Origin of the sequence: Pseudomonas fluorescens, from assembly GCF_900636825.1 — a bacterium.
Lineage (GTDB): Bacteria > Pseudomonadota > Gammaproteobacteria > Pseudomonadales > Pseudomonadaceae > Aquipseudomonas > Aquipseudomonas fluorescens_BG.
Genome location: NZ_LR134318.1, coordinates 2710135 through 2734880, shown reverse-complemented (window position 1 = coordinate 2734880; position 24746 = coordinate 2710135). Strand labels below are relative to the sequence as shown.

At 50.4% G+C, this 24746-nt stretch carries 25 protein-coding genes, 3 pseudogenes and 1 riboswitch; of the genes and pseudogenes, 19 read left to right on the top strand and 9 right to left on the bottom strand.

Going from position 1 to position 24746, the window contains the following annotated elements; genetic code table 11:
• Positions 1 to 14 precede the first annotated feature (14 nt).
• Positions 15 to 257 carry a hypothetical protein gene (locus tag EL257_RS27755; RefSeq protein ID WP_172604476.1) on the top strand — a complete coding sequence of 81 codons (243 nt, stop codon included), beginning with the start codon at positions 15 to 17 and terminating at the stop codon, positions 255 to 257.
• 117 nt (positions 258 to 374) lie between these two features.
• Complete coding sequence (locus tag EL257_RS28405; RefSeq protein WP_419866600.1) at positions 375 to 947, top strand: DUF7673 family protein; 573 nt, start codon at positions 375 to 377, stop codon at positions 945 to 947.
• Positions 948 to 1050: 103 nt separating this feature from the next.
• Here EL257_RS28405 and EL257_RS12380 read toward each other — a convergent pair whose 3' ends face one another.
• The gene (locus EL257_RS12380; RefSeq protein WP_126362909.1) at positions 1051 to 2064 is read right to left on the bottom strand and encodes a chemotaxis protein CheB; all 1014 of its coding nucleotides are present in this window, start codon (positions 2062 to 2064) and stop codon (positions 1051 to 1053) included.
• 414 nt (positions 2065 to 2478) lie between these two features.
• Here EL257_RS12380 and EL257_RS12375 point away from each other — a divergent pair, with 414 nt between their 5' ends.
• The 4 genes and pseudogenes from EL257_RS12375 to EL257_RS27980 all read left to right on the top strand — a co-directional run.
• The gene (locus tag EL257_RS12375; RefSeq protein ID WP_126362907.1) at positions 2479 to 2889 is read left to right on the top strand and encodes a response regulator; all 411 of its coding nucleotides are present in this window, start codon (positions 2479 to 2481) and stop codon (positions 2887 to 2889) included.
• Positions 2890 to 3264: 375 nt separating this feature from the next.
• Entirely contained in the window at positions 3265 to 3486 is a 222-nt protein-coding gene (locus tag EL257_RS12370) for a DUF6555 family protein (protein ID WP_126362905.1), read from the top strand.
• A 167-nt stretch (positions 3487 to 3653) separates the two neighbouring features.
• On the top strand, positions 3654 to 4346 hold the full coding sequence (locus EL257_RS12365) for a DUF421 domain-containing protein (RefSeq protein ID WP_126368076.1): 693 nt from the start codon (positions 3654 to 3656) through the stop codon (positions 4344 to 4346).
• A 74-nt stretch (positions 4347 to 4420) separates the two neighbouring features.
• Positions 4421 to 4625, top strand: a riboswitch (cobalamin riboswitch).
• A 102-nt stretch (positions 4626 to 4727) separates the two neighbouring features.
• Positions 4728 to 5003 (top strand): annotated as a pseudogene (locus EL257_RS27980) (TonB-dependent receptor); the annotation flags it as partial.
• Between the two features lie 777 nt (positions 5004 to 5780).
• Here EL257_RS27980 and EL257_RS12355 read toward each other — a convergent pair.
• Positions 5781 to 6647 carry an alpha/beta fold hydrolase gene (locus tag EL257_RS12355; protein WP_126362903.1) on the bottom strand — a complete coding sequence of 289 codons (867 nt, stop codon included), beginning with the start codon at positions 6645 to 6647 and terminating at the stop codon, positions 5781 to 5783.
• A gap of 735 nt (positions 6648 to 7382) precedes the next feature.
• Between EL257_RS12355 and EL257_RS12350 the strand changes: the two genes are divergently transcribed.
• Complete coding sequence (locus EL257_RS12350) at positions 7383 to 7673, top strand: hypothetical protein (protein WP_126362901.1); 291 nt, start codon at positions 7383 to 7385, stop codon at positions 7671 to 7673.
• Between the two features lie 122 nt (positions 7674 to 7795).
• Here the strand turns inward: EL257_RS12350 and EL257_RS12345 are convergent, their stop codons facing one another.
• Positions 7796 to 8824 carry a chemotaxis protein CheB gene (locus EL257_RS12345; RefSeq protein ID WP_232013083.1) on the bottom strand — a complete coding sequence of 343 codons (1029 nt, stop codon included), beginning with the start codon at positions 8822 to 8824 and terminating at the stop codon, positions 7796 to 7798.
• A gap of 1052 nt (positions 8825 to 9876) precedes the next feature.
• On the opposite strand from EL257_RS12345, the gene EL257_RS12340 reads away from it, so the two are divergent.
• The 6 genes and pseudogenes from EL257_RS12340 to EL257_RS12310 all read left to right on the top strand — a co-directional run bounded on the left by EL257_RS12340 (position 9877) and on the right by EL257_RS12310 (position 13734).
• The gene (locus EL257_RS12340; protein WP_126362897.1) at positions 9877 to 10731 is read left to right on the top strand and encodes an STAS domain-containing protein; all 855 of its coding nucleotides are present in this window, start codon (positions 9877 to 9879) and stop codon (positions 10729 to 10731) included.
• A gap of 3 nt (positions 10732 to 10734) precedes the next feature.
• Entirely contained in the window at positions 10735 to 11097 is a 363-nt protein-coding gene (locus tag EL257_RS12335; RefSeq protein ID WP_126362895.1) for an STAS domain-containing protein, read from the top strand.
• Positions 11094 to 11497: pseudogene (locus tag EL257_RS12330) on the top strand (anti-sigma regulatory factor). The gene EL257_RS12335 and the pseudogene EL257_RS12330 overlap by 4 nt, the downstream one beginning before the upstream one ends.
• A 376-nt stretch (positions 11498 to 11873) precedes the next feature.
• Entirely contained in the window at positions 11874 to 11999 is a 126-nt protein-coding gene (locus EL257_RS28400; RefSeq protein ID WP_419866599.1) for a low affinity iron permease family protein, read from the top strand.
• A 272-nt stretch (positions 12000 to 12271) separates the two neighbouring features.
• Positions 12272 to 12508, top strand: coding sequence for a hypothetical protein (locus EL257_RS12320; RefSeq protein WP_126362893.1), 237 nt, complete (start codon positions 12272 to 12274; stop codon positions 12506 to 12508).
• A gap of 977 nt (positions 12509 to 13485) precedes the next feature.
• Positions 13486 to 13734: a hypothetical protein gene (locus EL257_RS12310; protein ID WP_232013082.1), complete on the top strand. Its 249-nt coding sequence runs from the start codon at positions 13486 to 13488 to the stop codon at positions 13732 to 13734.
• 35 nt (positions 13735 to 13769) lie between these two features.
• Here the strand turns inward: EL257_RS12310 and EL257_RS27970 are convergent, their stop codons facing one another.
• The 5 genes and pseudogenes from EL257_RS27970 to EL257_RS12285 all read right to left on the bottom strand — a co-directional run bounded on the left by EL257_RS27970 (position 13770) and on the right by EL257_RS12285 (position 17022).
• Complete coding sequence (locus tag EL257_RS27970; RefSeq protein WP_126362890.1) at positions 13770 to 14309, bottom strand: hypothetical protein; 540 nt, start codon at positions 14307 to 14309, stop codon at positions 13770 to 13772.
• Between the two features lie 93 nt (positions 14310 to 14402).
• Positions 14403 to 14899 (bottom strand): annotated as a pseudogene (locus tag EL257_RS12300) (ferritin-like domain-containing protein).
• Between the two features lie 292 nt (positions 14900 to 15191).
• Complete coding sequence (locus EL257_RS12295; protein ID WP_232013080.1) at positions 15192 to 15947, bottom strand: DUF3618 domain-containing protein; 756 nt, start codon at positions 15945 to 15947, stop codon at positions 15192 to 15194.
• Positions 15944 to 16372 (bottom strand): phage holin family protein, encoded by a 429-nt coding sequence (locus EL257_RS12290; protein ID WP_126362888.1) that lies wholly within the window; start codon positions 16370 to 16372, stop codon positions 15944 to 15946. The genes EL257_RS12295 and EL257_RS12290 overlap by 4 nt, the downstream gene beginning before the upstream one ends.
• Positions 16372 to 17022, bottom strand: a complete 651-nt coding sequence (locus EL257_RS12285; protein ID WP_126362886.1) for a hypothetical protein — start codon at positions 17020 to 17022, stop codon at positions 16372 to 16374. The genes EL257_RS12290 and EL257_RS12285 overlap by 1 nt, the downstream gene beginning before the upstream one ends.
• A 242-nt stretch (positions 17023 to 17264) precedes the next feature.
• Here EL257_RS12285 and EL257_RS12280 point away from each other — a divergent pair, with 242 nt between their 5' ends.
• The 4 genes from EL257_RS12280 to EL257_RS12265 all read left to right on the top strand — a co-directional run bounded on the left by EL257_RS12280 (position 17265) and on the right by EL257_RS12265 (position 23551).
• On the top strand, positions 17265 to 17714 hold the full coding sequence (locus EL257_RS12280) for a low affinity iron permease family protein (RefSeq protein WP_232013079.1): 450 nt from the start codon (positions 17265 to 17267) through the stop codon (positions 17712 to 17714).
• 1018 nt (positions 17715 to 18732) lie between these two features.
• Complete coding sequence (locus EL257_RS12275) at positions 18733 to 22869, top strand: CheR family methyltransferase (RefSeq protein ID WP_419866621.1); 4137 nt, start codon at positions 18733 to 18735, stop codon at positions 22867 to 22869.
• A gap of 86 nt (positions 22870 to 22955) precedes the next feature.
• Positions 22956 to 23177: a hypothetical protein gene (locus EL257_RS27965; RefSeq protein WP_126362882.1), complete on the top strand. Its 222-nt coding sequence runs from the start codon at positions 22956 to 22958 to the stop codon at positions 23175 to 23177.
• Positions 23178 to 23278: 101 nt separating this feature from the next.
• Positions 23279 to 23551 (top strand): hypothetical protein, encoded by a 273-nt coding sequence (locus EL257_RS12265; protein WP_126362879.1) that lies wholly within the window; start codon positions 23279 to 23281, stop codon positions 23549 to 23551.
• Between the two features lie 127 nt (positions 23552 to 23678).
• Here the strand turns inward: EL257_RS12265 and EL257_RS12260 are convergent, their stop codons facing one another.
• On the bottom strand, positions 23679 to 23915 hold the full coding sequence (locus tag EL257_RS12260) for a hypothetical protein (RefSeq protein ID WP_126362877.1): 237 nt from the start codon (positions 23913 to 23915) through the stop codon (positions 23679 to 23681).
• Between the two features lie 107 nt (positions 23916 to 24022).
• Here EL257_RS12260 and EL257_RS12255 point away from each other — a divergent pair, with 107 nt between their 5' ends.
• Positions 24023 to 24259 carry a hypothetical protein gene (locus EL257_RS12255; RefSeq protein WP_197722582.1) on the top strand — a complete coding sequence of 79 codons (237 nt, stop codon included), beginning with the start codon at positions 24023 to 24025 and terminating at the stop codon, positions 24257 to 24259.
• Between the two features lie 70 nt (positions 24260 to 24329).
• Positions 24330 to 24512: an SDR family NAD(P)-dependent oxidoreductase gene (locus tag EL257_RS28395; RefSeq protein WP_126362875.1), complete on the top strand. Its 183-nt coding sequence runs from the start codon at positions 24330 to 24332 to the stop codon at positions 24510 to 24512.
• Positions 24513 to 24746 lie beyond the last annotated feature (234 nt).

Below are 24746 nucleotides of genomic sequence, written 5' to 3'. Positions count from 1 at the left end.
CTCGGTGCGAGCCGATGAAGCAGGCAGAAATGACTGTCACAGCCATCGCTGGCCACTGCATCAAATCGAATCCAAATTGCCTCCTCACAAGACTCGTCTGCGATGAAACGCACAGCGGGCAGGGGCGCCGCACCCATAGGCTTGGGGAACTGGATTTAGTGAACGGTGATTTTGTAGCAATGAAGCACACGGAAAGGCTGCTGAAGGAGCATACTTTCATCAGCAAGTTCTACAATAATCACCAGTCAATCCCTTGAAGCTAATGTTCTCAAGCGCGTTACACATTTGATCGATAGGGCCTTCACATTTTTCAGCCCAGAGCCGAGATAGGCCGTATCTAAAAATTCATTGATGATCATCCGAGATGTTTGCCTATGTCCGGTGCACCCTTCCTACGAGACCTGCCAGAGCCATATTTCTCGCAATCATTCTCATATTTGAACGCGATTCAAAATGCTCCGAGTAGACACAGGTTGTTTGAGGCGTTGGACTTAGGCCTCAACTTCCTTCGTGAGCTGAGCGCTCGAGGTCTTATTAGTCCAGAGGATACAGTGGAAGCCGGACGCTTGTGGGGCGACTCGGCGGACAAACGTCTATATGCCTTGCCAGAGCTGGGCTCTCCGGCGCCCATCCATCCCTTCGCAAAAAATGCGACTTTGGAGCCAGTTTTGGATATGGCCACGCAGTCTGCGTTGGAACATCTGCTGGCATTGGCTGAGCGGGACACGATGCAGTCAAGGAAGGTGGCAAACTTTCTCTTGGCATGGTGGAACGCGACCGAAAACGGCGGGTTTGATTTCGCTGACCTACACGGTCTAAATGCACACACGGTCTCCTCGTGTAGCGCGGTTTTTAGCTGGATAGGTCAGAACGCGGCGACTCCAGAAGCAATTGGATATGCACCACGTTTCAGAGCGCTAGCTTTGAAGTGGCATGCAGTGAGGTAGTTGTTTTCAGCCCCCCATGATGGGCGACCCATTCCCAGCATCTTTCCGTCAAAGGAGATGCTATTCTTCTAGGTTATAAGCTAACCCCACATTGAGATTTGACTCATTTTTCAATAGGACGTAACGATTTCAGCAACGCTTTTAGAGTCGCCTTATGACTCTCGAGTCCCTCCCTAGCAAGTTTATATTCTCGTAACGCTCCGTTGCGCCCGCCGTCTGTACTGTTTTGCATTAGTCGCCCTAGGCGTAACTCCTTCTCATGCAAGGCTCTAATGGCCGCCCAGAGGGCTTCCTCAATCGTTTCACTCTGGGCTTGAAGTAACGCGGCGGCGGTATGGGCACGACCGGTATGACAACGAAAGCGTAGTGAGGGAACCTTTGTCTCCCACAAAGCGCCTCCGCATTCAGGACAGGACATGCCTGCGACGTGACCTATCTCGTTTAGAGAATGGGAACCGCCATTGCTGAAATCCTGCAGAACATTCTCAGTAACGAATGGCTCGACGCGCTTCGCCTCCGAAAGCTCTGTCGTAACAGGTTCTTGCTGATTAATGATCGCTGCCAGCTTCTGACTCAGTTGACTGGGGGACAGGCACCCGTCAACACTCACATGACGGAGAGCACACATCGGCATCGAAGGCGCTTCTGCAGTCTCAGGATCTTGTACGAACGCCAACCCTCCATAAGCCTTAATCGCTTGGAGTCCAACGACGCCGTCGTCGAGCTCGCCGGTCATCAACACTCCTATAACATGGCTACCGTAGCTGATGGCAGCCGATCGAAACATCGGATCAATCGCAGGCCGAGAATGATTTTCCTTGGCGCTTTGAGAGAGCTGAATTTTTCCTTTTTTGACCAAGAGATGCCTATTTGGAGGCGCAACGTAGACACGGCCCTTCTCTATCCGCTCTTCATTCAAAGCGAAGCCGCAGGGCAACGGACTCACATGGGCCAGAAGGTTGCCGAGCACGCTGGGTTGGTCACCGATGTGCATCGTGATAAAAACCGCCCCGTCCAAATCGGACGGTAGCTCCGCAAGAAACTCCCGCAATGCAGCAAGTCCGCCAGTGGAAGTACCTATGACGATGACTTGGTTGTCCAGGCGTCTTTGCTGCATGATTTAATCCTAGGTTGCGAGCCACTGCATGTTTCAGTTTAATTCAGCACCCTCATCCAACTTTATGGATGAATTCGTGCCTATCCTCACCACCAAACGATGGTCTTCTCCCTAGTTTCGATGGCTATGTCGAGAGGAAGGTTCGGAAAATACTCAACATTGGATCTAGATCAAGGATTGCTAGGTCGTATTCAGGTACTAAGCGCATGATGAGCCGATGTGGAGAGTGTTGGTGGGTGATGCGATGGGCCTAAACCGTCCTTTAATGCGCTGTATGGCCATCTACAGACACATGCCCTGAAAAAAAGGATACCGCGTGTGCTCCTAGCACCTGCACGGTACACACGATATTTGCGCTTACACTCATACGACCGCCCGTTTGTTAGGGTCAGGTTTCTTGCTAAGGGGGATTATTTGAACGTCAATTGGGAAGGGATTTTGCCGATTCTCGGAGAGGTCATCGTCATCGAGGACGATCCAACCTTGCAATCACTCATGACCGATATCATGGCTGAGATTGGCGCAAAGACTGTCACTTTCACCACTGCAGATGAGGCGTTGAGATACCTGCTCCAAGCCCATGAAAAATGCGCTTTAGTGATTGCCGATCATGGAGTACCTGGACAAGTCCAAGGTATCGAATTCATAGCGATGGTTAAAGGTAGGTGGCCACATATCGCTGCGATACTGACCTCAGGTTATCTGATCGAAACCTCTGCAGTACCAGCCCAAACCATTTACCTACACAAGCCATGGTCTTTGGATGCAATGCTTGTTGCAGTGGCGGAGCTTCTTCAGCCTGGAAATCCTATTAGCAAGCGCTAAATCGTAGCTCGCCAGATTTGAATTCTGAGGCTGACGAAAGCCGCAAATTTGCTTTATGGGTTTCACCTGAGATGGCGGAAGAAAACCTAGTTCAATTGCAGCTTGTAGCTCGAATCCGCAAAGCATGAGCTTCCTGAATCGGTGAACGATTACCGGTACATTTCCACTGCGGGGGGATCAGCATAACGACATAAGGCGTGCGAAACGTTCGCATCCTTTTGAAACGTGAGGTCGCTCAGGCAGGCGCGTGGATGTTTCAAAAGCGCGCCGACAACTCGATGTTTGGCGAAACCCCTTTCTTCTGAGTCAGACCGACTAAATTTGGAATTTTCTCGCGCTCCAAGACTCCGTTATCAATGATCAATGGAGTAACTCATGGACAACAATCTTTTCGTTATAAACTACAAGCTCCACGGCGTGCCTAAATCCTTCATCATCCGCAGCAAAACAATGCAAAACGCTGATGCATGGCATTGGGCTAGTTGCGATGCCGGCGTTGCCCCTATCCCCCGGCCAGGTCGTCCGCCGCTGAAGAAGGTCTCCAAACCTGAGGCTGAAAAATACGGCATTACTGACGTCACTTGGCGAGCCAGTTGAATTATTCAAACGACGCTACGCTACTTAACCTAGGAGCTTTTTATTCATGCCACAACCCGCTCACTCCCTTTTGTTCATGGAGGAATACTGCAAAATGTTAAAACGCAGCTTCTTCTTGAAAGGTTGCCGTGCGATTGGCTATTTATCCAACTAAGAGCGAGGACATGATGTCGCCCTTCGACATTCAGCGAATGATGATGGACGAATTTCCTTTAGAGTTTTTATTGGAAGTTGGTTTCCGAGCCACTTTAGCGTTCCTTGCGGTTTTTCTTTTTTTGAAATCCAGCGGTCGACGCGGAATTAGACAGCTATCACTTTTTGAATTGGTCGTCATCTTGACGTTGGGCTCCGCCGCGGGAGACGTATCTTTTTACCACGACGTGCCTCTTTTACCAGTCGCCGTAGTGTTTCTGACTTTACTATTGCTTTATCGAATCACAGTTCTAATCATGACCAAAAGCAAAAAATTTGAAGCCTGGATCGATGGTCTACCCGTAACCGTTATCAAGGATGGCCTTTATGAGCATAAATCTTTAGAAAAACTCAACATTTCTTCAACCGAACTACTTATGGAACTGCGACAGCAGGGCGTTGAACATTTAGGCCAAGTTCGATTGGGGCTTATAGAAACTGACGGCGATATCAGTCTGTACTTTTACGACGAGGAAGACCTTCGCCCCGGCTTATCTGTTTTACCACTGGAGCATCGTGCCGAATTTACAGTAGTACCCGCTTCAACGCACTATTGCTGCGTAAATTGCGGGCTCGCACAATATATGCGACAAGACCAAGGCGCAACTTGTATACGTTGCGAAGGTGAAATCTGGTCGACGGCCCTATGTACCCACCGCTGTCGATAAAGGATTAGGACGGGGTTGTGATAACAGCATTTAATCGAATCACTGAATGCTAACGACCGAGATGGTAGTTTTTCAGATACCGCCCAGTTTCAGCTGCCCCGTGCCTCCGAGCATGGGATGAAACGGAAAACCGATACGTTCTATCCGAAAAAGTCCGGTGCTGCTCCAGCAACGGTATGCGTGTGATGCTTTCGTTAAACCACTGTGGCTTACGCCATGGGAAGGCGAACGCTTCGATGCACGCGAGCCTTGAGACCGGTCTGAGTTTCTGCTTGGCAAATCCTGCGGTGGGCAGGCGCGGGCCGGTATCGGCGCGCACGCGATGCTTCCTCCTGCGTGCTCTTCTGCGTGTTCTTCTGCGAAGATACTTTCGAGAAGACATTGATTCGACCTTTTAACACTTCAAATCCATTCCCTCTCATTGGTTGCGTGTTCAGCCCCTGGCTTCTGGCCGACGGCGCGCCGCTGGAACTCAATCAACAAATCGTTTCCGCACCATCTGTGAAATCCGACACCGTTGGCGACATGGCGCACTATGGCAACAAAGTCGCAATCGTTTCTCGAGACCAGATTGAACGGGCCGGCCCTAGCGCCGACGTAAGTCGCGTCATGCAAATGTATATCCAAGGCTTGTACGTCGCACCCCAAAACGACCCGTTGTAAAACGATGTTGGCTCTTACCTGCGAGAATCTTCGTACTCAGGGCATGCACTCTCCTATTCGGAACATGTGCCCATGATCTGCGAAACCTTGGCGTGTTGTTGGCTAAAAGGACAAAGCCTCGCAACTGAGCGGCAGCTTGAACCCTGACCTCACGAAGGTACAGGCGATAATTGGTGATGGTGAGCCACTCTCGGTTTTTATCTGGATAATAAATCAAAGGACTTCACAGTGAGGGCGAGCGTGGTTTATTCGCCCATCTGTTGGCCATCGCCGGTGCGCGAAATTTGTTTAGCAACATCGCCCAATATCGAATGACCTATATCGAGAGACTCTGCTAATGAATCGGCCGGACGTGATCTTTGGCAGATTCCAAGTGGTCGCCGACGAGCCGTAAACGTGGATTATTGGAAGCGAATCCAGTCTTATCAAAACTCAGAGCCGTCCGAGGCGGCCATTTGAACGATATCCCATTTACCGATTTGTTGCCCGGCTTTGAGAGCGAAAAGATTGCGCTACATCTGGCGCGACAGTTAAAAAGCATGCGGTCAAAGTGATCATAAATTCCCGCGCGAACAGGGTTCACTGCTTATGTCGGAAAAACTGTTTCAACGTGACGCCCTTGCGCAATAGCTCAGGCTGTAGGCCGAAAAAAACAGCTTGATTTCATTTAACATTTGCGGCGTAGCCCACCAGCACATCTAACATTTTATCCAATGTCTGTTGTGAGATATACGCATTTCTATCCAAAAGCTACGTTAACCTCAAGCCGTTTTAGTCAATGGCGCTGCTCAAAAAAGCAAGAATCTCATTCGCGAGTTCTTGCGGAGCCTCCTCAGGCATATGGTGGCCACAATCCAAGCCGCGCCCCCACATTTTTGTAGTCCATGGCTCCCAAACGGCCAAAACATCACCATAAAGCAGCTCAAGGTCATCACGCAGTGACCAAAGTACAAGGGTTGGACAAGCAATTCGCCGCCCGGCTCGACGGTCATTTTCATCATGCAGCCGGTCGATTCCCAAGCCAGCCCGATAGTCTTCAATCATTCCATGGACGGTCGCAGGATCGTGTATAGCTCTCCGATAGTCTAGATAGGCCTCGGTGCCCATTAATTCAGGGCGGCCTCCATACCATGCGTCTGGATCAGCCAATATCGCGCGCTCTGGTTTTTCAGGTTCCGCGAAAAAAAACCAGTGCCACCATTTTTCTGCAAATCGCGCGTCACATCGTTCAAGGGCCTCGACTATAGGGACTGCGTCCAAAATGCCAAGCCTAGTTACCGCCTCAGGGTGATCCATTGCAAGGCGGAACGCGGTGTAACTTCCTCGGTCGTGGCCCACCACTGCAAATCGTTCATGACCAAGCTGACGCATAAGGGCGATGCAGTCGTCAGCTTTCGCGCGCTTTGATGATCCAACATGGTCAGAAGTGTCTGCAGGTTTAGAAGACAGACCAAAACCCCTGAGGTCGGGGCATACCACTGTATGATCCAAGGCTAGGAGAGGAGCCAGACGGTGCCATGTAACGTGAGTCCGCGGGTGACCATGAAGAAGTAAAACTGGAGTGCCGTGACCGCCGTGCCTCACCCGCAACGTTGCATCAGGGAGGGAAATGTTTTCAAGATGAAAATTTTCAAACATCCTTTTCGCTCGCTCATTTTAATGTTACTAACGATGTACAAAGCGCCGCGGTGCTTTCATCGCTCATGATACGTTCTACCGTGCCGCCAAAAAACTGCGTCGACACCTATAACCTCGGATCCTTTACGAGTCGCGATAGTGAGGTGATATGGAGTTCGTTACGTACATCTGTGAACCGCTTTCGGCCAGTCTGAGAAGGATAGTCCAGATTTCCGATGGCGTACGGTACTTCAATGCGGCTCGCTCTTTGGGATGCTGAGTTCGACTTCCTACGCACCCAATGTTAGAGAAAGCGAACCCTAGCCATACTTGGAGTTAGGTCATGGACGTGAGCAGAGCCACCCCGATTTACCGCTACTGATTGTTGAATCGCTTCTCTGGCGTGCAGACAAGAATATGATCATTATTAACAAATAAGATGCTTTTCACTTCTTCATCAGCCCGACTGGGTACGCTGCCTCTCGGCGTTACCGCCCCACTACGTCATTCAATTCGGCAATACTGATAGACTGAATTTACAAGACTGGCTGGCGTTCAAGTGGTCGCGAACGTTAACAGTAGCGAAAAGGAGCCGAAGGATCTGCCTGCGCTGTATCCATGATGATATTCCTCCGCAGGTTATTACTTCAGAGGGAAATCGACGCTATGATGTCTAGATCCAAGCTACCAATTTTGAGCATTCTAACGTTTCGCTGATGCATAGCTTTCTTCATATTGTTTGTTTAGGGGTAAGTCATGGCAGAAAAAGCACTTGATTTTTCAATGCACGAATTAATCGTCGCACTATTAATTGAAAGAAAAATCAGTACAGGTTTTTGGGGCGTAAGAATGCACTTCGATGTCTACGGCTCCAACATTGCGAGCGCTAAAGAGCCCAAGGCAAAACTACCAGGTATGGCAGTAGCCGTTACAGGACTAACGTTAGTACCTTTGACGAAGGAAGAAGAAGGGAGCGTCGATGCCTCAATGGTGAATCCAGAAGAAAAGCCCATCACGAAAAACGACCCTGAGCAGATTCTGCATTAACAGCCTATTACGAGAATCAGCGGAACGGGCGATCACACTGAGCCTATAAGTCAAATTCTCGACTTTTGGGAAGGAGCGCATTCGAAAAAATGCGCTCAAGCTGCTCACGAACTGAAAACACTTCATTCTGCCGCATCATGGCCGAAGAACACCGGATCGAGCACGAGCCGGCGCAAGGGTTTCAATCGTTTTTCAGCGGCTGCCGCCTGAGCAAAACATAACTCCGCATCAGCAAACGCACCTAGGAGCTTCGCCTGTTCAGCCATTTGACGAAGCAAAAGTATCCGTTCCTCAACAGCTCGTAGTGTATCCCACAAACCGGTATCGATTGCGGCATTAACTTCGCAAATAAGCGATTTTACAGAAAAAGCATGGCCGGTATGGCAACGGAATCTAAGAATGCTGCCTTCTCTTATTTCGATGAGTACACCGTGACAATCTGGACACGTGTACTTCGAAATGCTTCCGAGCTCCATCACACCAGCTCCCAAACCATTACCGCTCACAGCAATAGTATTTTCAATCTGATGCCGCGATTTATATATACTTCGAGACGGTTGTTCGACACAGCGCCCGATCACTCGCGTGATTTCCTCAGCAATTGCCGCCACAGTCCCTACCAAATCGACTTCGACATGTCGAATCGCGCTCTCTGGCATTGACCCTAGCATCGCCTCGGAAGGATCTTGGACGAACGCTAACCCCCCACCATCTTTGATTGCCCAGAGACCGGCCGTACCGTCATCTAATGCGCCTGAAAGGATGACTCCGATGACCCGCGCACCATAATTCACGGCGGCAGACCTAAAAAGAACATCGACGGCTGGTCTGACCCGGCTCTCCTTTGGCCCCCGCGTAAGCCGTATCCCCTGCTCCGTGACCATAAGGTGGCGGTCTGCAATCGCCACATAAACACTGCCATTTTTTATTAACTCACCATCTTGAGCGGCGGTGACCTGCATGTTAGTCGTTCTCGAAAGAATCTGATGAAGCGAACTAGGTTCATGGGCAGGGATGTGCAGCACTACGAGAAACGCAGCGGGCAAATCGTCGGGTAGGCTTTGGAAGAAAGCCGTCAGGGCTTGAACACCACCCGCGGAAGTGCCAATGACAACAACATTTCTTGCATTCACACTCAGCTTATCGGACACAAATACCTCCGGAATCATCTGGACTACTATAGACGCTCAGTGAAAAGGGATGCCACTTTATTAGCTGTGAAAATTGTAGGCGCACTCATAACCTGCAATTGCGTAGCATGGCGGCAATCACCGTAGCCTGCTAGGGTACGCTTTTGATCCAACAATTGATCTAACACGCAAAGCTTGAATGGCAGCTCAGCCCGGATTATTGCCAACCGTTAAACTCTCACCATGAAGCTGGCGCCGTAAAAATTTAAGCGTTTTTCATGCCAACTTAGCGAAGGTTTATATAAACTCAGCCGGCATCGCTACCTACTGCCTAATACAGAGAGCTGCACTCTCCCGTCGAGATTCTCGAGACCAATGCTTAAATCACCTGGCTTGTTTTCGGGTAAGCGCACCTGAAAAATTCGTGACAAGTTCATTCAATATCAGAGCAGCTGGAACTACTTTGTCCAGGCTGAGAAGAATGTTGTCCAAGTCTAACGCCACATCACAAAAGGTGGATCCTCGAAGTTCATTATTTACTGGTGGTGCCCCTAAATCACGACAGTGCTAGAGTTTCGCAGATTGCGACGGCGAGGTTAAGAGCTCATCAAAATCTGGTTCTCCAGGGATACCTAGGATTTCATGACTCCGGGACACGGCGAGGTGTTTTGCTGAGTCAGAAAGAGCGATGGGTCTCTGCGCAGTCATGACGGCTCCGGCTAAAGTAGCCAGGCGCATCGTCCTAAAGGAAAACCCGTTCGCGACAGGCTTGATAGATACTGTTTCAGCCGTGAACATAACGCATCCACCGAAGCCCATCGTTACGTCTTTCCGTCACGGGCGCCATCGAGCGCTCCGGCCGGGGCGGTATGAAACAAAGCTGCGTTTTCCTCTCTTCCTCACTCAAGCGGGGCGAAGTGACGCCTCGCTAGGCTGCGGTTAAATCTACTGATACCCTTTGCGCGAAAAGACTTGGCAGCCTTACCGGCTGCACTCTACGCATACTCACTAAGTTCTCTGCAGGCCCCTATTCAAACACTGGGGTCGTGCGTGAATACTCAGGAGCACCACAAATGGCTGCACTGCAACAGCGAACCATCGATCTACTCAGGAAATCGCAAGCTGGATTGATCGCACAGTGGAAGGCAGATCTCGATATGAGTGGTTCCACAAGAAGTTTGAACGCGAAAGATGTGGAGGCACAGACTGCGGAGTTTCTCGCCCTGTTCCTCGCTGCCTTACATCAGAGCGGAACGAAAAGCATCGCCACTGCAGACTGGAACGAAATACGCCATTTTTTGGAAAAGCTTTCTCAGACTCGGGCGCTCGCCGGCCAAGACTCTCAGCAAACCGCAAATTTCATTTTTTCTTTAAAAGCGCCCCTATTTGCTTTATTACAAAGCGAGTACGTAGAGCAGCCGCGCGCTCTGACTGAGCAACTTTGGGAAATATCGCAATTGCTTGATACGCTCGGCATGCACACGATAGGTACGTTTCAAAAATCCCGCGAATCCGTCATTAAACGACAACAAGATGAGTTGTTGGAATTATCAACCCCCGTGGTAAAGTTATGGGATGGAGTCTTAGCGCTACCGATGATCGGTACCCTCGATTCCCAACGCACGCAAATCGTGATGGAATCCTTGCTGCAACGGATCGTAGACGCGGGTGCCGAAATTGCTATTATCGATATTACCGGCGTGCCAACAGTCGACACTTTGGTCGCTCAGCACTTGTTGAAAACCGTTACCGCGATCCGCCTAATGGGCGCAGATTGCATCATCAGCGGTGTACGACCACAAATTGCTCAAACAATCGTGCATTTAGGGCTAGACCTTCAAGGCGTTGTCACCAAAGCTAACTTAGCAGATGCCCTAGCTCTGGCTCTGAGTCGACTCGGCTGCACAGTTAGCAAAGCGTCGGTATAAGCAATGGATCGCATTCCGATTTTACAAATGGGCGAATTCCTTCTCGTCACCATACAAGTAGACATGCATGACCAACTTGCATTGACATTGCAAGATGATCTTTCAGAGCGCATCAGCCGAACATCAGCGCGCGGGGTATTAATCGATATATCGGCCCTCGACATAGTGGACTCTTTCATCGGTCGAATGATTGGGATGATCTCCGGACTTTCACGAATAATGGACGCCGAAACCGTACTTGTAGGAATGCAGCCGGCGGTAGCAATTACTTTGGTGGAACTAGGCATGACACTGCCGGGAGTGAGCACAGCGCTGAACGTCGAGAGAGGCATGGCGCTATTGCGGAGCGGCGCATATACCGGATAAATGTACGCAGCAACGGCAGCCGGGGCGTACACCGCGAGCGGGACGTCGTGCTTACAAGGCAACTCTCTCGCAAATTGGTTCAAGAATGTGGAATGCGCTCAATCGATTTGACAAAGTTGATACCGCTGTTAGCGAGCTTGCTCGAAACATCGTCGTATATGGCGGTGGAGGTGCCATGGAATGGCAGATCGTTGACAGCGCGAAACAGAGTGGATTAAGGCTCACATTCCGAGATCACGGCCCAGGCATTTCAGATCTGAATCTCGCGATGACGGACGGCTGGACATCTGCCGGTGGGCCCGGTCTGGGTGTTACCGGGCCTAAGCGTCTCGTCGATAATTTCGAGATAAACACGGCGCCAGGCGCTGGTACATGTGTAATGATTTGCAAATGGGTCTAAAGTCACAATTGGGGTTCATGGACAATGCCGAAAGGATGAAATTAATCCGATTTCGAGCGGCCGCGCTTAACGAAATGAGATTTCCAATCCGCTTTCGCACAATGTCCCTCAAGGCCGTCTGCTGAAATCGTCTAGCATGCTGAGCCGAAGTGGATTTAGCCATGTCGCATGCAAAGGACTTTAAGGAAGAATTTCAGATCACGGTAGGTGCCTAGTGGTTACGGCCACTAAGAAATCCTAATCATCAAATGCGCACAGTTCAGTCAGTCACTTCCAAACTGCGCGGGCAGCTCGAAAACGTCTCTTACCGCTCTGGCGTTGATCGCTGCCTGCGCCCTAAATTGGGCCGTATGTTCATTACAATGACACATGGCAATTGATTATCAACGCCTCTACCACAATCATCACCGTTCTAATGGTTTTCTTGCTTCAAAATACGCAGAATCAAGACAAGGACATTGTGGATCTGAAAATAGGAAAGCTGATTCGAGCCATGAAATAAGCTCATACTGCAACGTTGTCGCTGGGGATAATATAGATGCCCGAGAGCTAAGAGAACTGCGGAAACAGTACAGGTGCCGCAGCTGAAATTAACGTAGCGTGCCAGAAGCGGATGTCACCATGTAAATAGCGGAACGCAGCGCAGTCTTTCCGCCGCTTCGACGGACAGCGACGAACCGAAGTGATACCCGAGTTCTAGGCGTCTGTTGGGAAAGCGAGCGCTAGCATACGAAGCGCCTCAACTGATACCCACCCATTCACAAGGATTCAACGATGGCGCTCGATAAAACTGCTGCTTGGGAAAAAGCTAAGAGTCATCTTAAATTTCTGACGGAAGCCAAAGACGAGCAAGCCTTAACGCAGCTTTTCAACGGTGCCGTAGGATATTGCTACGCACTCAGAGAAACTGGGTTGTTTGACGAGGCTGAAATTGAATTCCTTATCTATCAAACTTTTGATGCGCGTGCTGATTGGTATCGCCCCGAAAGCTCGAACGAAACGGATCAATGATCCTTCGTGGGGCCCTTGGCATCGACCTCGTTCACAAACGCGATCCACCTTTCGAAACATACATGCTGCTGGTTGACCGCTTCAAGCCATTCAGGGCCGGTTATTTTGTGTGCAGATACCAACATCATCATGCGACAGGTTGCTGCGTCCAGCTCTACAAGTAATTCGTGAGATCGAATCCGAAAATCATCAATCGTATTCATTTGCTGGCGTCTCGCCTTCGGGGTTTTGTGCAGCCAAGAGATGCCACCTCCACCGATGATAAACGGTGACTGCCAAGCGCCGCGCTTGAGACATCGTTAGTCATTTTAGCGATGATGGCAAAACTGCTTATTGAAGGAAATTCTGTACATACCATACCAAGCTACCACGCGAAAATCCATGACCCCTTGTCGCCATTGTAGATAACGGTTGCCCCTGTTTTGACTGCGATCTCTACGCTAATTCAATTCTTCGTCCGATCAAGCAAAGCGAAGTTAAAGCTCTCTTACTTCACAACCTCGCCAGACCTTGTGAAAGCTTAAAGTTATAGAAGCGGTTCAACATCCAAATCTTTTAATAAGATCATAATCACGACCGCCCATCGGATACGAAGAAATTCGGTAGAGCAATTTTCGATTGGACGTTTCAGAATAAACGTCCACTACGACAACTGGAAAGTCCAACATCAAGGCCGGTGCATGAAAACGCGCGAAATGAAATTACTAGCATTGAACTTTTTCGCCCACAGCCCAGTCTCATATGAATAAAATGAGGCGCGGGTTAAACGTACGAAACCACTAATGGCGGGCGGAAGTTACTAATGGTACGCGCCAATTTATGAAAAATAATTAAGGCAGGCATTCGGTAGAGGTTACCCTGGCATTGCCCTTCTTTTTATTTTTTGGCAAAGCACATGTCAGCCGCGCCTAAGGCTCGAAAATTTTGTCACTGGAGTTTAATATTTGTTACCGCCAGATTAGGCGAACGGAGGGAGGATGATCAGCCGTAGTAAAATGACTGTCTGGATGTTCGAGCGGGAAGAATCCGTGCGAATTGATAAACTTTTCATTGAAGCTGAGAGGTTGGATAATCTAGCTTATCGCCTCTTTCATGACAAAGCCGCGTGGGACATTTGCCTCGAAGCCCAGGCATTGGCGGATGCGCAGCGTACAGAGGCTTACCAAGCATGGATGGAAATGCGGCGTCATGCCAAAGAGAAATCTAGGCGCAAGTATTTAAATTAAGGCGCTATCAATTAAAATAAAAATCCATAACTTCACTATTGAATAGTATGAAATCCCATCTGTATGCTTAGCGACCATACCGCTACCAGCATCCAAAAACTCGAAAAAATCCATGGTAAGCGTATCGAAAATAGCAATGCTTTTCGGTAGCCTTTGTGCGTCGACTCACGCTCACAAAATAGAGGGAGTTCATCACATGTCATTCTCATTACCACCTCACTTCGCATTAGCTCGCTCTGCTTATAATACCAGTGGTCAATAATGTCATATGCCGCCCGTAGACCTGGCCAAGCGTTAATAGAAATAAGTATTCCGAGGAAAGCCAGCGATAGAGGAATGATAAGCGTGACAAGCCTACCCCACTCTGCATTTTGATTACACATACATATGGCGAATGCAATCACAAGAAAGGACTGGGCCGTTAAGTAGGAACTTGTCCGGCTGGCGAGTACGCTAGTTTCGTAGTGAATCTCGCGGCGGTAGAAACATATTTTTTCTACTGGCGCACCAAAGATTGGCGGGTCGCGCTCAGCAAGTTTAGGGTCGTGCACGGCGGATGTAATAATTCTCGGCACACCAGCGGGTCTCGATTTATTATAGTTTTCGGATAGCTTACACAATGGTGGTACTAACCGCCCTTGTGGGCTTATCCACTCATTATTTCTGCCTCATTTTTCCAGCGTTGCCGCTTGATTGCCGCCTTGTTCCGCGATTTTTGTTAGTTGTCATCAGCCCTCTTTTCTTCAGCAAGAGTGGCAGCTAATAACGCAACCGCTTCGTCTAGTTTGAGGTGTTTGGCAATAGCAATCAAAGTCCCATAACTCGCGATTTCGTAATGCTCCACCTTTTGCGCCGCACCGATCAATGCCGCGTCGTGGACAGCCCCCTTCTCGATCTCTTCCAGCAGCTCTTTCGGCTCTTCGACAAGTCCCTCCATGGCAATGCACTTTATGCGCTTCAGTTTAATGCCGGACAATTCCACCAACTGATCAATTCTCTCAATCTGTCCGTGTGTCTCTTCCAAGTGGGACGTAAATGCATCAGCGAACAGAGGATTGGTTGCCGCTTTCGCCAAGCACGGCAATGCTTTGGTGATTTGTTTTTCCGCACTGCAAGCGTCAGAAAGTTCATGGATAAACAAGTCTTCGACAGTGTTTTTAACCATTTCAAAACTGCCTTTTTGGTCAGTATTTGCATCGCCGGGGGGCGTCAGCGTGAGATCAACGTGCATGCAAAACTTGCCGTGCATGAAGGACTGACAAACCACGTTTGAGCCGTGTTCCGAATATTTTTTGGAAGGATGGATAAACGGACGGCATGAGCTGAGTGACCTCAGTGCCTGAGGGGAGCAAAAGCAGGGAGGCTTTTGTGGGCCTCCCCGTGCTGCACTGTCAGGAGGTGCCCATGCCGCGAGAAAGGTCTGAACTATCAGTCATTGTGTCGAGTGATCCGGCGGCCTACGATTCCACCTCCTTTTGCTGGGTAGTTTTCGTCACGATATCGCGTACCGCTTCGTAACTTTCTTGCGCCTGATTTTTCACTTTATCGACCAAGCCTGCGCTGGTGCGTCCCATATACCGTTTTTCGGTCTGAGTGGTGGGCAATGCTGCACCAAGCAGGGCTCCAAGGGCGACGCCTGCAGCACCAACTACCAAAGGCTGTTCCCTCAGCAACTGAATGAATTGCTGCCCCAACACCTGCGAGTTGCGTGTAAGCCGATCACCGGCGTCATGCATGGCGTGGGTGAGGTTCTCGCTCGCCGCGCCTACGTTTTCGCTCAAGTGGGCGGCTTTACCCTTGAGCGACTGGTATCCCTCTTTCAGCGTGTCAGCCGTCTGATGCATATGCTCGCGTGCGCTGCCTAAGCCCTCAGCTAACCTGGCTGCACCCTCCCCCGCTTTATCCTGTTCGAGCCCTGTACGATAGGTGGGTTGCGGCATCGGTGGCCGATTCTGGCTGATCATCAGCCATAACAATCCAACCGAGGTCAGCACGGCGGGCACCGGGTTGTTGCGTACGCTGGTGCCGAGATTGCTGATAAAAGTTGAGCCACTGTTTTGCATCAGGCCCCACGCCTGGTCAAACATCTGACCGGGAGTGAATTTGCTTTCCAGTTTGTCGACGATGTTGCCAATACTCGCGCGTTGCGCGTCTATTTCTCGCTCGATCTGTTCAGGTTCTTTTTGCGATTCGTTATCCAGTTCAGTGTTCATGAGACTTTCCTCCGCAGCGCTTCCTGATCCTTGTTCAAAGCATCAAGTGTTCGGTCAGGTTTGAAGTGAGATGGCTCAAATTGTTTTTTGCCCGTGTGCAACATGGCGAAGCCGATGATCATCACCACCACACCGACCATCAGGGCCGCCAGCCACGGCGCTATAAACAGGCTCAAGCCATAAACCACCGACATCAGCAGAATGATAAAGCCCGCCAGGAATACAATCGCACCACCCGCCACGGCAGCAATGCCAGCCTTGAGTGTGTTGAAGCTGGTCTGCAACTCGGCTTTGGCCAGCGCCAGTTCCTTGGTAAACAAGGCAGGGACTTCGCGGGACAGCTGCCGTAGGAGGCCGATCACTGAAGCATCGTCGGTGGGCGCGAGCGGTCTTGTTTCCGGAAGAGCCGGATCGTCTCTATTCATCACAATTCTCCTTTAGGGTTCGGTGAAACGGCTGCTGAAGCATCAGTAACGTCGGTGGGATGATTGTGTTCATTGCTCGATGCAGGCATAACGCCGGTCGCGCTTCCCGGGCTCGGCTGGTTGAGTGAGGCGGTGGAGGTTTCGTAGGGTCGATGCGCGCCATTTCCTTCTGGTGGAGGTGTTGAGCTGCCCGACGCTGGATTCTCGTTCGCATTGACAGTAGCTGCCGCAGAGGTGCCTGCCTTTAAAAACCGTGACAAGCCGAACCCGATGGCGACACTCCCTGCGATAAATAGCGTCGGATTGTTGCGGGCCAGATCGGCGGCATCGTGTAAAAGCTGTTCAGCACTTTTACCGCGCAGACTGCCGGCAAGGCCCGTCATCGACTCCGCCATGTCAGCGAGATAGTCGGACATACCCAGTGTGTCTGTGTCTTCTAACTGGGAAACGAAGCTTTTTGCGCCTTGGGCGAGCGCCTCAATTTGATCAGCAGCGGTGTCGCGATATTGGCCAAACTGTGCATCGGCCTGCTGTCTGGCGCCGCCTATTGCTTCGGTGACATCATCTTTCAGGTGCTGAAAGTCCTGTTCGCTTGGAGCGTCTGCCGGATCATCTGCTTGAGACCCTACTTTGCTGTCTGAAGTATCCATGTGGCCCCTCGGTTTCCGAGTGAAAAATTCTAGTGAGACTACGCAGCAAAATGCCCTGAGCCCCCTCATAAAAGAGGACGGGTCAGCTTGGGAAGAGTTCAAAGTTAGTGATGGGCGACAAATATCGTTACGGATTTCAAAAAATGGCCGAGGGGAAATTGCCCGACGAAAGGTCGATTTGTAATAAAGTATTTCAAGGATACGCGTTGTCTAGATAATACCTACAGCCAGAGTTCGCAGTCATGAAATTTGCACTTTTCTGCCAAGCCCTTTCCAACTGGGCTGGCAGCTCCAAGACCTTCCTTCTGGCTATCGCTTTGATCGGAGTATGGGGAAGCACCGGGCCCTACTTTCACTACAATGATACTTGGCAGCTGATCATCAATACGTCGACGACCATCATTACATTCCTAATGGTATTTCTTATTCAGAACACGCAAAACCGCGACAATGACATCTTGCACCTCAAAATCGACGAATTGATTCGCGCTACAAAAGATGCACAAAACGCGACGCTGTGCCTTGAAAAGATGGGGTCGGGAGAACTTCGCAAACTAAGGGATCAGTACCGTTCTCTCGGTGAAAATGATCAGGTAAAGATCGATGCAGCCGGTATGGAGGAGGCGTTTTCGGACAAAGCATCTTCTAAAGTTAAACCCTCCGATTCTGACTTAGGAAGCCTGCAAAGGTGAAAATAGCCTCCAAACATTATTGACATCAAACATGCTTTGTACCGCTAGCAACATCTGTAAGGTAGATAGCATAAAAAGTAATTGAGCAAGCGGAATTCCTTCGCCTGTCTAGCGGCCCAATCAGAAAACTAGTCGAAAATCTTTTCTGAGAATTGGTGATTCAGAAACAGGATAATATTGAACAATTGTTCATACATCGGATCGAAAGTCGAACCCTTCATTCGTCCCAATTCGCACTTCGGCGGGCGACATCCTCTTGCTTAACATTATGTACGGCGGGCAGACCTATCCGCGCAAGTGTATCTATGAGCTCTTCTTACCAGTTCATTGCGGACAAGGGCCCAAGACACGGCTCATCACCGGTTGCATTGTGCGTAACCGATCATCATATCCAAAAAAACGTTTCATCAGCATCGTCGCTTCTCAGATGCCAAATTTTTAATCATTCTCAGAAATATTCAAAAAAGCTGAGACCAATCTCTGAAGTTAATCGTAATCCTCCTGTGCAGCACTCCAGGCAGCCAGGCGGTGAGGAGCTTCGAGATGAAGGAAGGGCGTCGGCCTCACGAACGACCAGCGGCTAAGCCTTTAAAAACCAGATGGCAGGCCGAAGACCGGGTCACGCTTGGCCCTGCCGATCATGAACGGCAACTGGAGGACTGATAATCCGCTGGCCAATCGCTTCGATACGAAGCTCCATATTTAAAAAACAACCAGTAACACTGAGCGCCGAATGGACGCGACGCGATAATTCGGTTCGCAGGGCAGATGTCATGCGATTTAGGTTCTTCAGCGGATCAATTTCGCTCGATGACCTGCTCTGGCCTAATTGCTGCTTTCAAACATTCGCGCGTGCAGATGATGTAAAAGGTCTTTGGCACCCACCCTATGGGCTATTATTGAGTATCTCCTTTCGAGGTGTTCGCTCGCTGCAGAATGTTGGTTTGTCGTGGACGACCGTAGCTGACAGGCTAGCTCTTGAAATGATCTTCCAACGCGCGACCACGAAAGGACTTGCCTGATGAACACTGATAATACGGGCGCAGATCGTCCTCAGCGACAGGATATTCAACCCAGCCATCTGGGCTTTCCGGTAGTAGGTATCGGAGCTTCTGCAGGCGGATTACAAGCCGTTCAGCACTTCTTTGAGCATATGCCTACTGACAGCGGAATGGCCTTCGTGGTGGTGCTGCACCTTTCTCCGGATCACCAAAGTAATGCAGGAAAGCTGATAGCCAACCGAACCAAAATCCCGGTTACCCAGTTGACCACCGCAGTGCCCATCGAACGCAATCATGTTTATGTGATCTCTCCGGCACAGCGTCTTTCGATGAACGACGGCTACCTTCGTGGCTTGCCCTCGGAGCCAAGAAATGGTCGACACGTAACAATCGATCTTTTCTTTCGTGATCTCGCGGACGCTCATAAAGAACACGCATTCTGCGTGGTTTTATCAGGTACTGGATCTGATGGTGCCGTTGGGTTGTCGCGTATTAAGGAGCAAGGCGGTGTCACCCTAGCTCAGCATCCCGAGGATGCCGAATTTGACGGGATGCCGCAGGCGGCGATCAATACTCACAAAGTCGATTTCGTTCTACCGGTTGTCGAAATGCCTCAGAAGATTCTGGATCTATGGCACAACGCCCAGCGTATCCAACTTCCAAATGCTGCGGATATCCAGCCAGGCACTCCGCCTAAGCTAGACGAGCGGGCTATCGAACTGGCAGAGCAAGCCTTGATTGATATCCTTACCAAGCTACGCGCGGCTACTGGTCATGACTTCAAGCATTACAAGCGTGCCACAGTTTTGCGCCGTATTGAACGCCGTATGCAGGTGGCCACTCAGCCTGATCTACCCGCCTACTATCGCTACATCTGTGAACATGCCGATGAGACCAAGGCTCTGCTCGATGACATGCTCATCGGCGTAACCAATTTCTTTCGCGATCGTGAATCTTTTGAATCACTGGAGCGCGAAGTGATTCCCCAGTTGTTCGCTCGTCAAAACGATACGGATAGCAACCGTGAAATCCGAGTCTGGTCGGCGGGTGCCTCCACCGGGGAAGAGGCCTATTCACTCGCTATTCTGCTTAACGATTACAAAGCGGAAACGTCATCTGACTTCAAGATCCAGGTGTTCGCCAGCGACATCGACGAGCGTGCCGTAAGCACCGGGCGCACAGGCCTGTACTCCGAGGCAATCATCACAGATGTCTCACCCGTCCGCCTGCGTCAGTATTTCGTAAAAGAAGATGCCAACTATCGCGTTCGCAAGGATATTCGTGAGCGAGTGCTCTTTGCCAAGCACAGCTTATTGGCTGACCCTCCTTTTTCTCAGATAGACATGATTGTTTGTCGCAATCTGCTTATTTATCTCGATCGCGATATTCAGCGCGAAATTTTGCACATGTTTCATTTTGCGTTGCGAGCCGGTGGATATCTCTTTCTCGGCACCTCTGAATCACCGGATGCTTGCCCAGAACTGTTCACCACCGTTGACAAAAAGAATCGTATTTTTCGTGCTCGCGGCGGCCCCAATACCCACCGACTCCCTGCGATGCCCCGGGGCGGTTATGCGCGTACCATTTCATCGTCTTTGCCTAGTGTTCCACGGCCAGTGAAAAAGCCGTCCACAGTCGAACTCTATCAGCGGGCCGCAGAACGCTTTTCCCCACCTAGCATCATCGTTAACAGCGAAGCCGATGTGCTCTACATAAGTCAGGGTGCTGGTCGATATCTGCAGCATATGACTGGTGAGGTCAGTGACAATCTCTTATCACTGGTGAACGGAGACCTGCGCCTGGAACTGCGCACTACCATCTACCAAGCTCAACAAGCCGGGCAGTCCTCTCGGGCCCGCCCAATCAATCATAAACGTGACGGACAGCATTATCAGGTGCAGATTGAGGTACATCCGTTCACGGATTCTGAAACAGAGTTGAACTGTCTTTACATCTCGTTCACTGAGCAAGAAGTACACGCACAGGACATCAGTTCCAACGCATCCGTACAGTCTGAAAATCAGATAATTTCTAACTTGGATCGGGAGCTGCAACGTACCAAGCTACAACTTCAGGACGTTATTGAGCAATCGGAGGTCTCGAGCGAAGAACTGAAGGCCTCCAACGAGGAGATGCAGGCGATCAATGAAGAGCTCCGCTCCGCTTCCGAAGAGCTGGAGACTAGCAAGGAAGAGCTGCAGTCAATTAACGAGGAGCTCCTCACTGTGAACCATGAGTTGAAGATCAAGGTTGAGGAAACAGACCAGGTCAACGACTACCTCAGCAACTTGATCAGCTCCACCGACATTGCCACTGTTTTCGTAGATCGAGAGCTGCGCATCAAATGGTTTACGCCGCGAGCTACGAGTATCTTCAGCATGCTGGCGGTAGACGCCGGTCGCCCCTTGATGGATATCACTCATCGCCTCGAATACGACGGAATGGCCGAAGACGCCATGTCAGTATTCGAGACCCTAAAGGGCATTGAACGCGAAATTGCGAGTTCCGATGGCCGTTGGTACATCGTGCGGATCTTGCCCTATCGATCAAATGCGGATCAGATAGGCGGGATCGTTTTGACTTTTATCGATATTACCTCACGTCGTGAGGCCGAGCAGGAGCTTCGTTTGAGCGAAGAACGAATGCGTCTGGTCACAGAAAGCACCCATGACTACGCGATCATCGTGCTTAATGAGGAAGGCTTCATCACTGATTGGAACGACGGGGCGAGGAACACCTTTGGCTTCAGCCGTGATGAGGCGGAAGGTCGGCATTTTCGTTTCATCTTTTCCGCCGAGGATCAGCGGGCAAGTGTACCGGAAATGGAACTGGAAACCGCCCTTGCCAAAGGTCGTAGTGACGATGAACGCTGGCACGCACGCAAGGATGGTAGCCAGTTTTATTGCAGCGGCGAGGTCACCGCATTGGCGAGCAAAGGCTTTCAAGGCTTTGTCAAAATCGCACGCGACCTGACTGACCATATCAAGTTGCACGAAGAGCAACAGCAAAGCCTTAAGGCATCGCTGAGCTCTAGCCAGCAAAAAGATCAGTTCTTTGCGGTGATGTCACATGAGCTCAAACACCCGCTGAACCTCATTCAGCTAAACGCCCAAGTGGCACGCCGGCTTCCAGTTGCGAAGAAGGATCCGACTCTGCAAAAGGCGATCACCACCATCACTGACGCGGTAGCCAGCCAAGCGCGCATCATCGATGACCTGATGGACGTCGCCCGGATACGCAATGGCAAGCTGCAGTTGCAATGCCAACCGCTGGATCTGGTGGTGGTACTCAATGAAATTCAGCAAGTCGTGCTGAAAGCAGAGCCCGGATGCAAGATCCAATTCAAAACACCCGAACAAAGCCTGTTCATCCACGCGGATCAGACCAGGATCGAACAGATCATTTGGAACCTGATCAGTAATGCCATCAAGTTCACCCCCACTGAAGGTACAGTGCAAATTGTCACGACGAAGCTGGAGCAAGCGGTACGTATCGAAGTGATCGACACTGGGCCGGGTATTGAGAAGGATCAATTGGAACGTATCTTCGAGATGTTCGGACAGGCCGACCATCGCCCTTCGGGCCAGCACCGAGGAGGCTTGGGAATTGGCTTGGCGTTGGTTGAGCAACTGGTTGAAAGCCACCATGGCAAGATACAGGCGAATTCTGAGGGCGCGGGCAAGGGTTCGCGCTTCACCGTAGAACTACCACTAACAGACGCACCAGATCAGCACGCCAGTCACGACCCCGATAATGACCAAGGTCAGTTAGCTGGAATTCGAATACTCCTCGTTGATGATTCACCGGAGGTCTTGGAAGCGTTACAGCTACTGCTCGAGTTGGAAGATGCGCACGTCCTGGCATTAGATCACCCTTCTAAAGCTCTGTCAGTTGCCCAAGCGCACCGCTTCGACGTAATTATCTCTGATATTGGTTTACCAAGCATGAATGGCCATGAGTTGCTCGCTGCGCTACGTAAACTGCCGAATTACGCACTGCTGCCGGCAATTGCTCTTACAGGCTATGGCGCTGCCGAGGGTATGCGGCATCAAGGCGTAGGCCGTTTTGATGCATCTCTCGGTAAGCCGGTAGCTATGGAGGATTTGACAAGCCTGATCTGTCAGTTGGTTACTGCGGCTGGTCAGCGATTTTAACGCTAACGGGTGCGCATGATGCACTATTGGGCATGCTCTCTCGCAACTGCGCTAGTCTACCGAGACATCACTCAAGGAAGTTACTCATGTCATCACCTAGTTCTGAAGCTAACATAGCTGCAGCTGATGCTCTTACACTGCTCTTGCACAATCAGCATGCACTATGTGCAGCTATTGAGGAGATTACTACGTGTCTCTCAAACAAGGGAGGGGAAGACGCTGCGGTTAACGCAGTTACCGCCATGGCAACGTTGGACAGAAACGCTCAGGGCATCACTGACGCGATCTTACGGCTACGCCATTCTTAGGGTTCCGTCCATCTTGAGCAATCCTACCAACGCCCTTGGAGCTGGTTCCTCGACTCTTGGACGTATTATGATTGAGCCGATGTAGTAGATAAGGGAGCGCCATGTCAGCCTTCAAGGTAAGTGCCATTCTCGGAGTCGCGGTAGTGATTTCAACCGCAGCATACTCAGCTCATTTCGTGGGGCAGCAGATCGAGTATCTACAGCAAAAGCTTTCTCCGTCGACACGGGATCAGAATTCCGCGAACGAGGGGCCGCTCAAAGAGGCAGCTCTTCCAAGCCTGCAAGAGCAGTTATCGAACACCTTACAAACAACCTCTCCATTATCCTTGACTGTTTTTTCTTTTGAAAAAGCGGCGAATCAGTCATCACGATAATTTCACATTTGCAATTGTACGGTTGTGACAACTCCTTTAGTGAGTTGGCCCGCCTCCCTCGCGGGCCAATTTTCGGGCAAAAATAAAATCGGTTGTAAATTCAACTTCTCGCCGCCTAGTTTGATGTTCAGCGCGGATCCTGCTGGTTCTTCAAAGCGTTATCCGTTTCTTCACGTGCCCTGTCAGGATCTAGTCCCGTGTTGTCATCATCAAGCGGGCGCTCGCCTTCATTGTCAGGAAATTCGTCGATTCCGTCCTCCCTCATTGGGTCATCTTCAGTGCGACCAGGGCTCAATGGATCAGGTGACGTAGGCATCGGGTCATTCTCACCGATACCGCCTTGAAGCTTCGGATCGTTGTTCATACACACCTCTCAGTGCCCTCAACGTAGGGGCATGTAGGTTGGAGGTGCTTTTAATTTGGGTGTCCGATTTATTCGCTTACCGACCGTCGATATCATGATATTCAACGTTGTCCGTCATTCCGATGAAACATAAGCTTTGCCCGACGCTCTATCGCAACACTAGCGAATGTAAGGGCATCTTCATGATAGACCCTGCAACCGGTATGGAGGCAGGCCAGCGTCACGTCGTAGAGGGTCTCAAACGTAAAAAGCATTTCACGGGCTTCGTCCTCGATGGGAAATATCACCTGGGCCCGGAACTGATGACGGCCCGAGGTTGGCTGGAAGGTCAGCAGTTTCGTTAATGCGAGTTACGGACAGGTGGGGCCCTTCGAAGAAATCTGCGAAGGGTAATTCAGGCACAGTTTTCAACTAATGTGTTTGGCCTTATGCACGATACGCGAGCGTGCACCACCTGCAACGCATGTTTTAAATATTTCATCTGTTGATGGATTAGCAGGTTTCGCGGGAACTTCTATTTATTGCGCGAGCAAAGTCGCGGTCACTGAGTTCTCTACACCTTTTGCGTTAGAATTCGCACCATTTGGCAACAAGTGACTAGGTATTGCCGGACTTTTTTCGCAATGATTTTTTAGACGCCTCTTCAGTGCGATACAGTAGCTTCGCGATGACAGACTAGACCGCTGACTCTGCAGCGTTACGTCTGAATATGAACAGTACGACTGCCATCAGCCTGGCGATCCTGCAAAACTCGCGAAAGCTCTAATTCAAGTCGTTGCTCATTCGAATCCGCCTTCTCACTTCCCGGTCGGGCCGACCCGATGACTACTG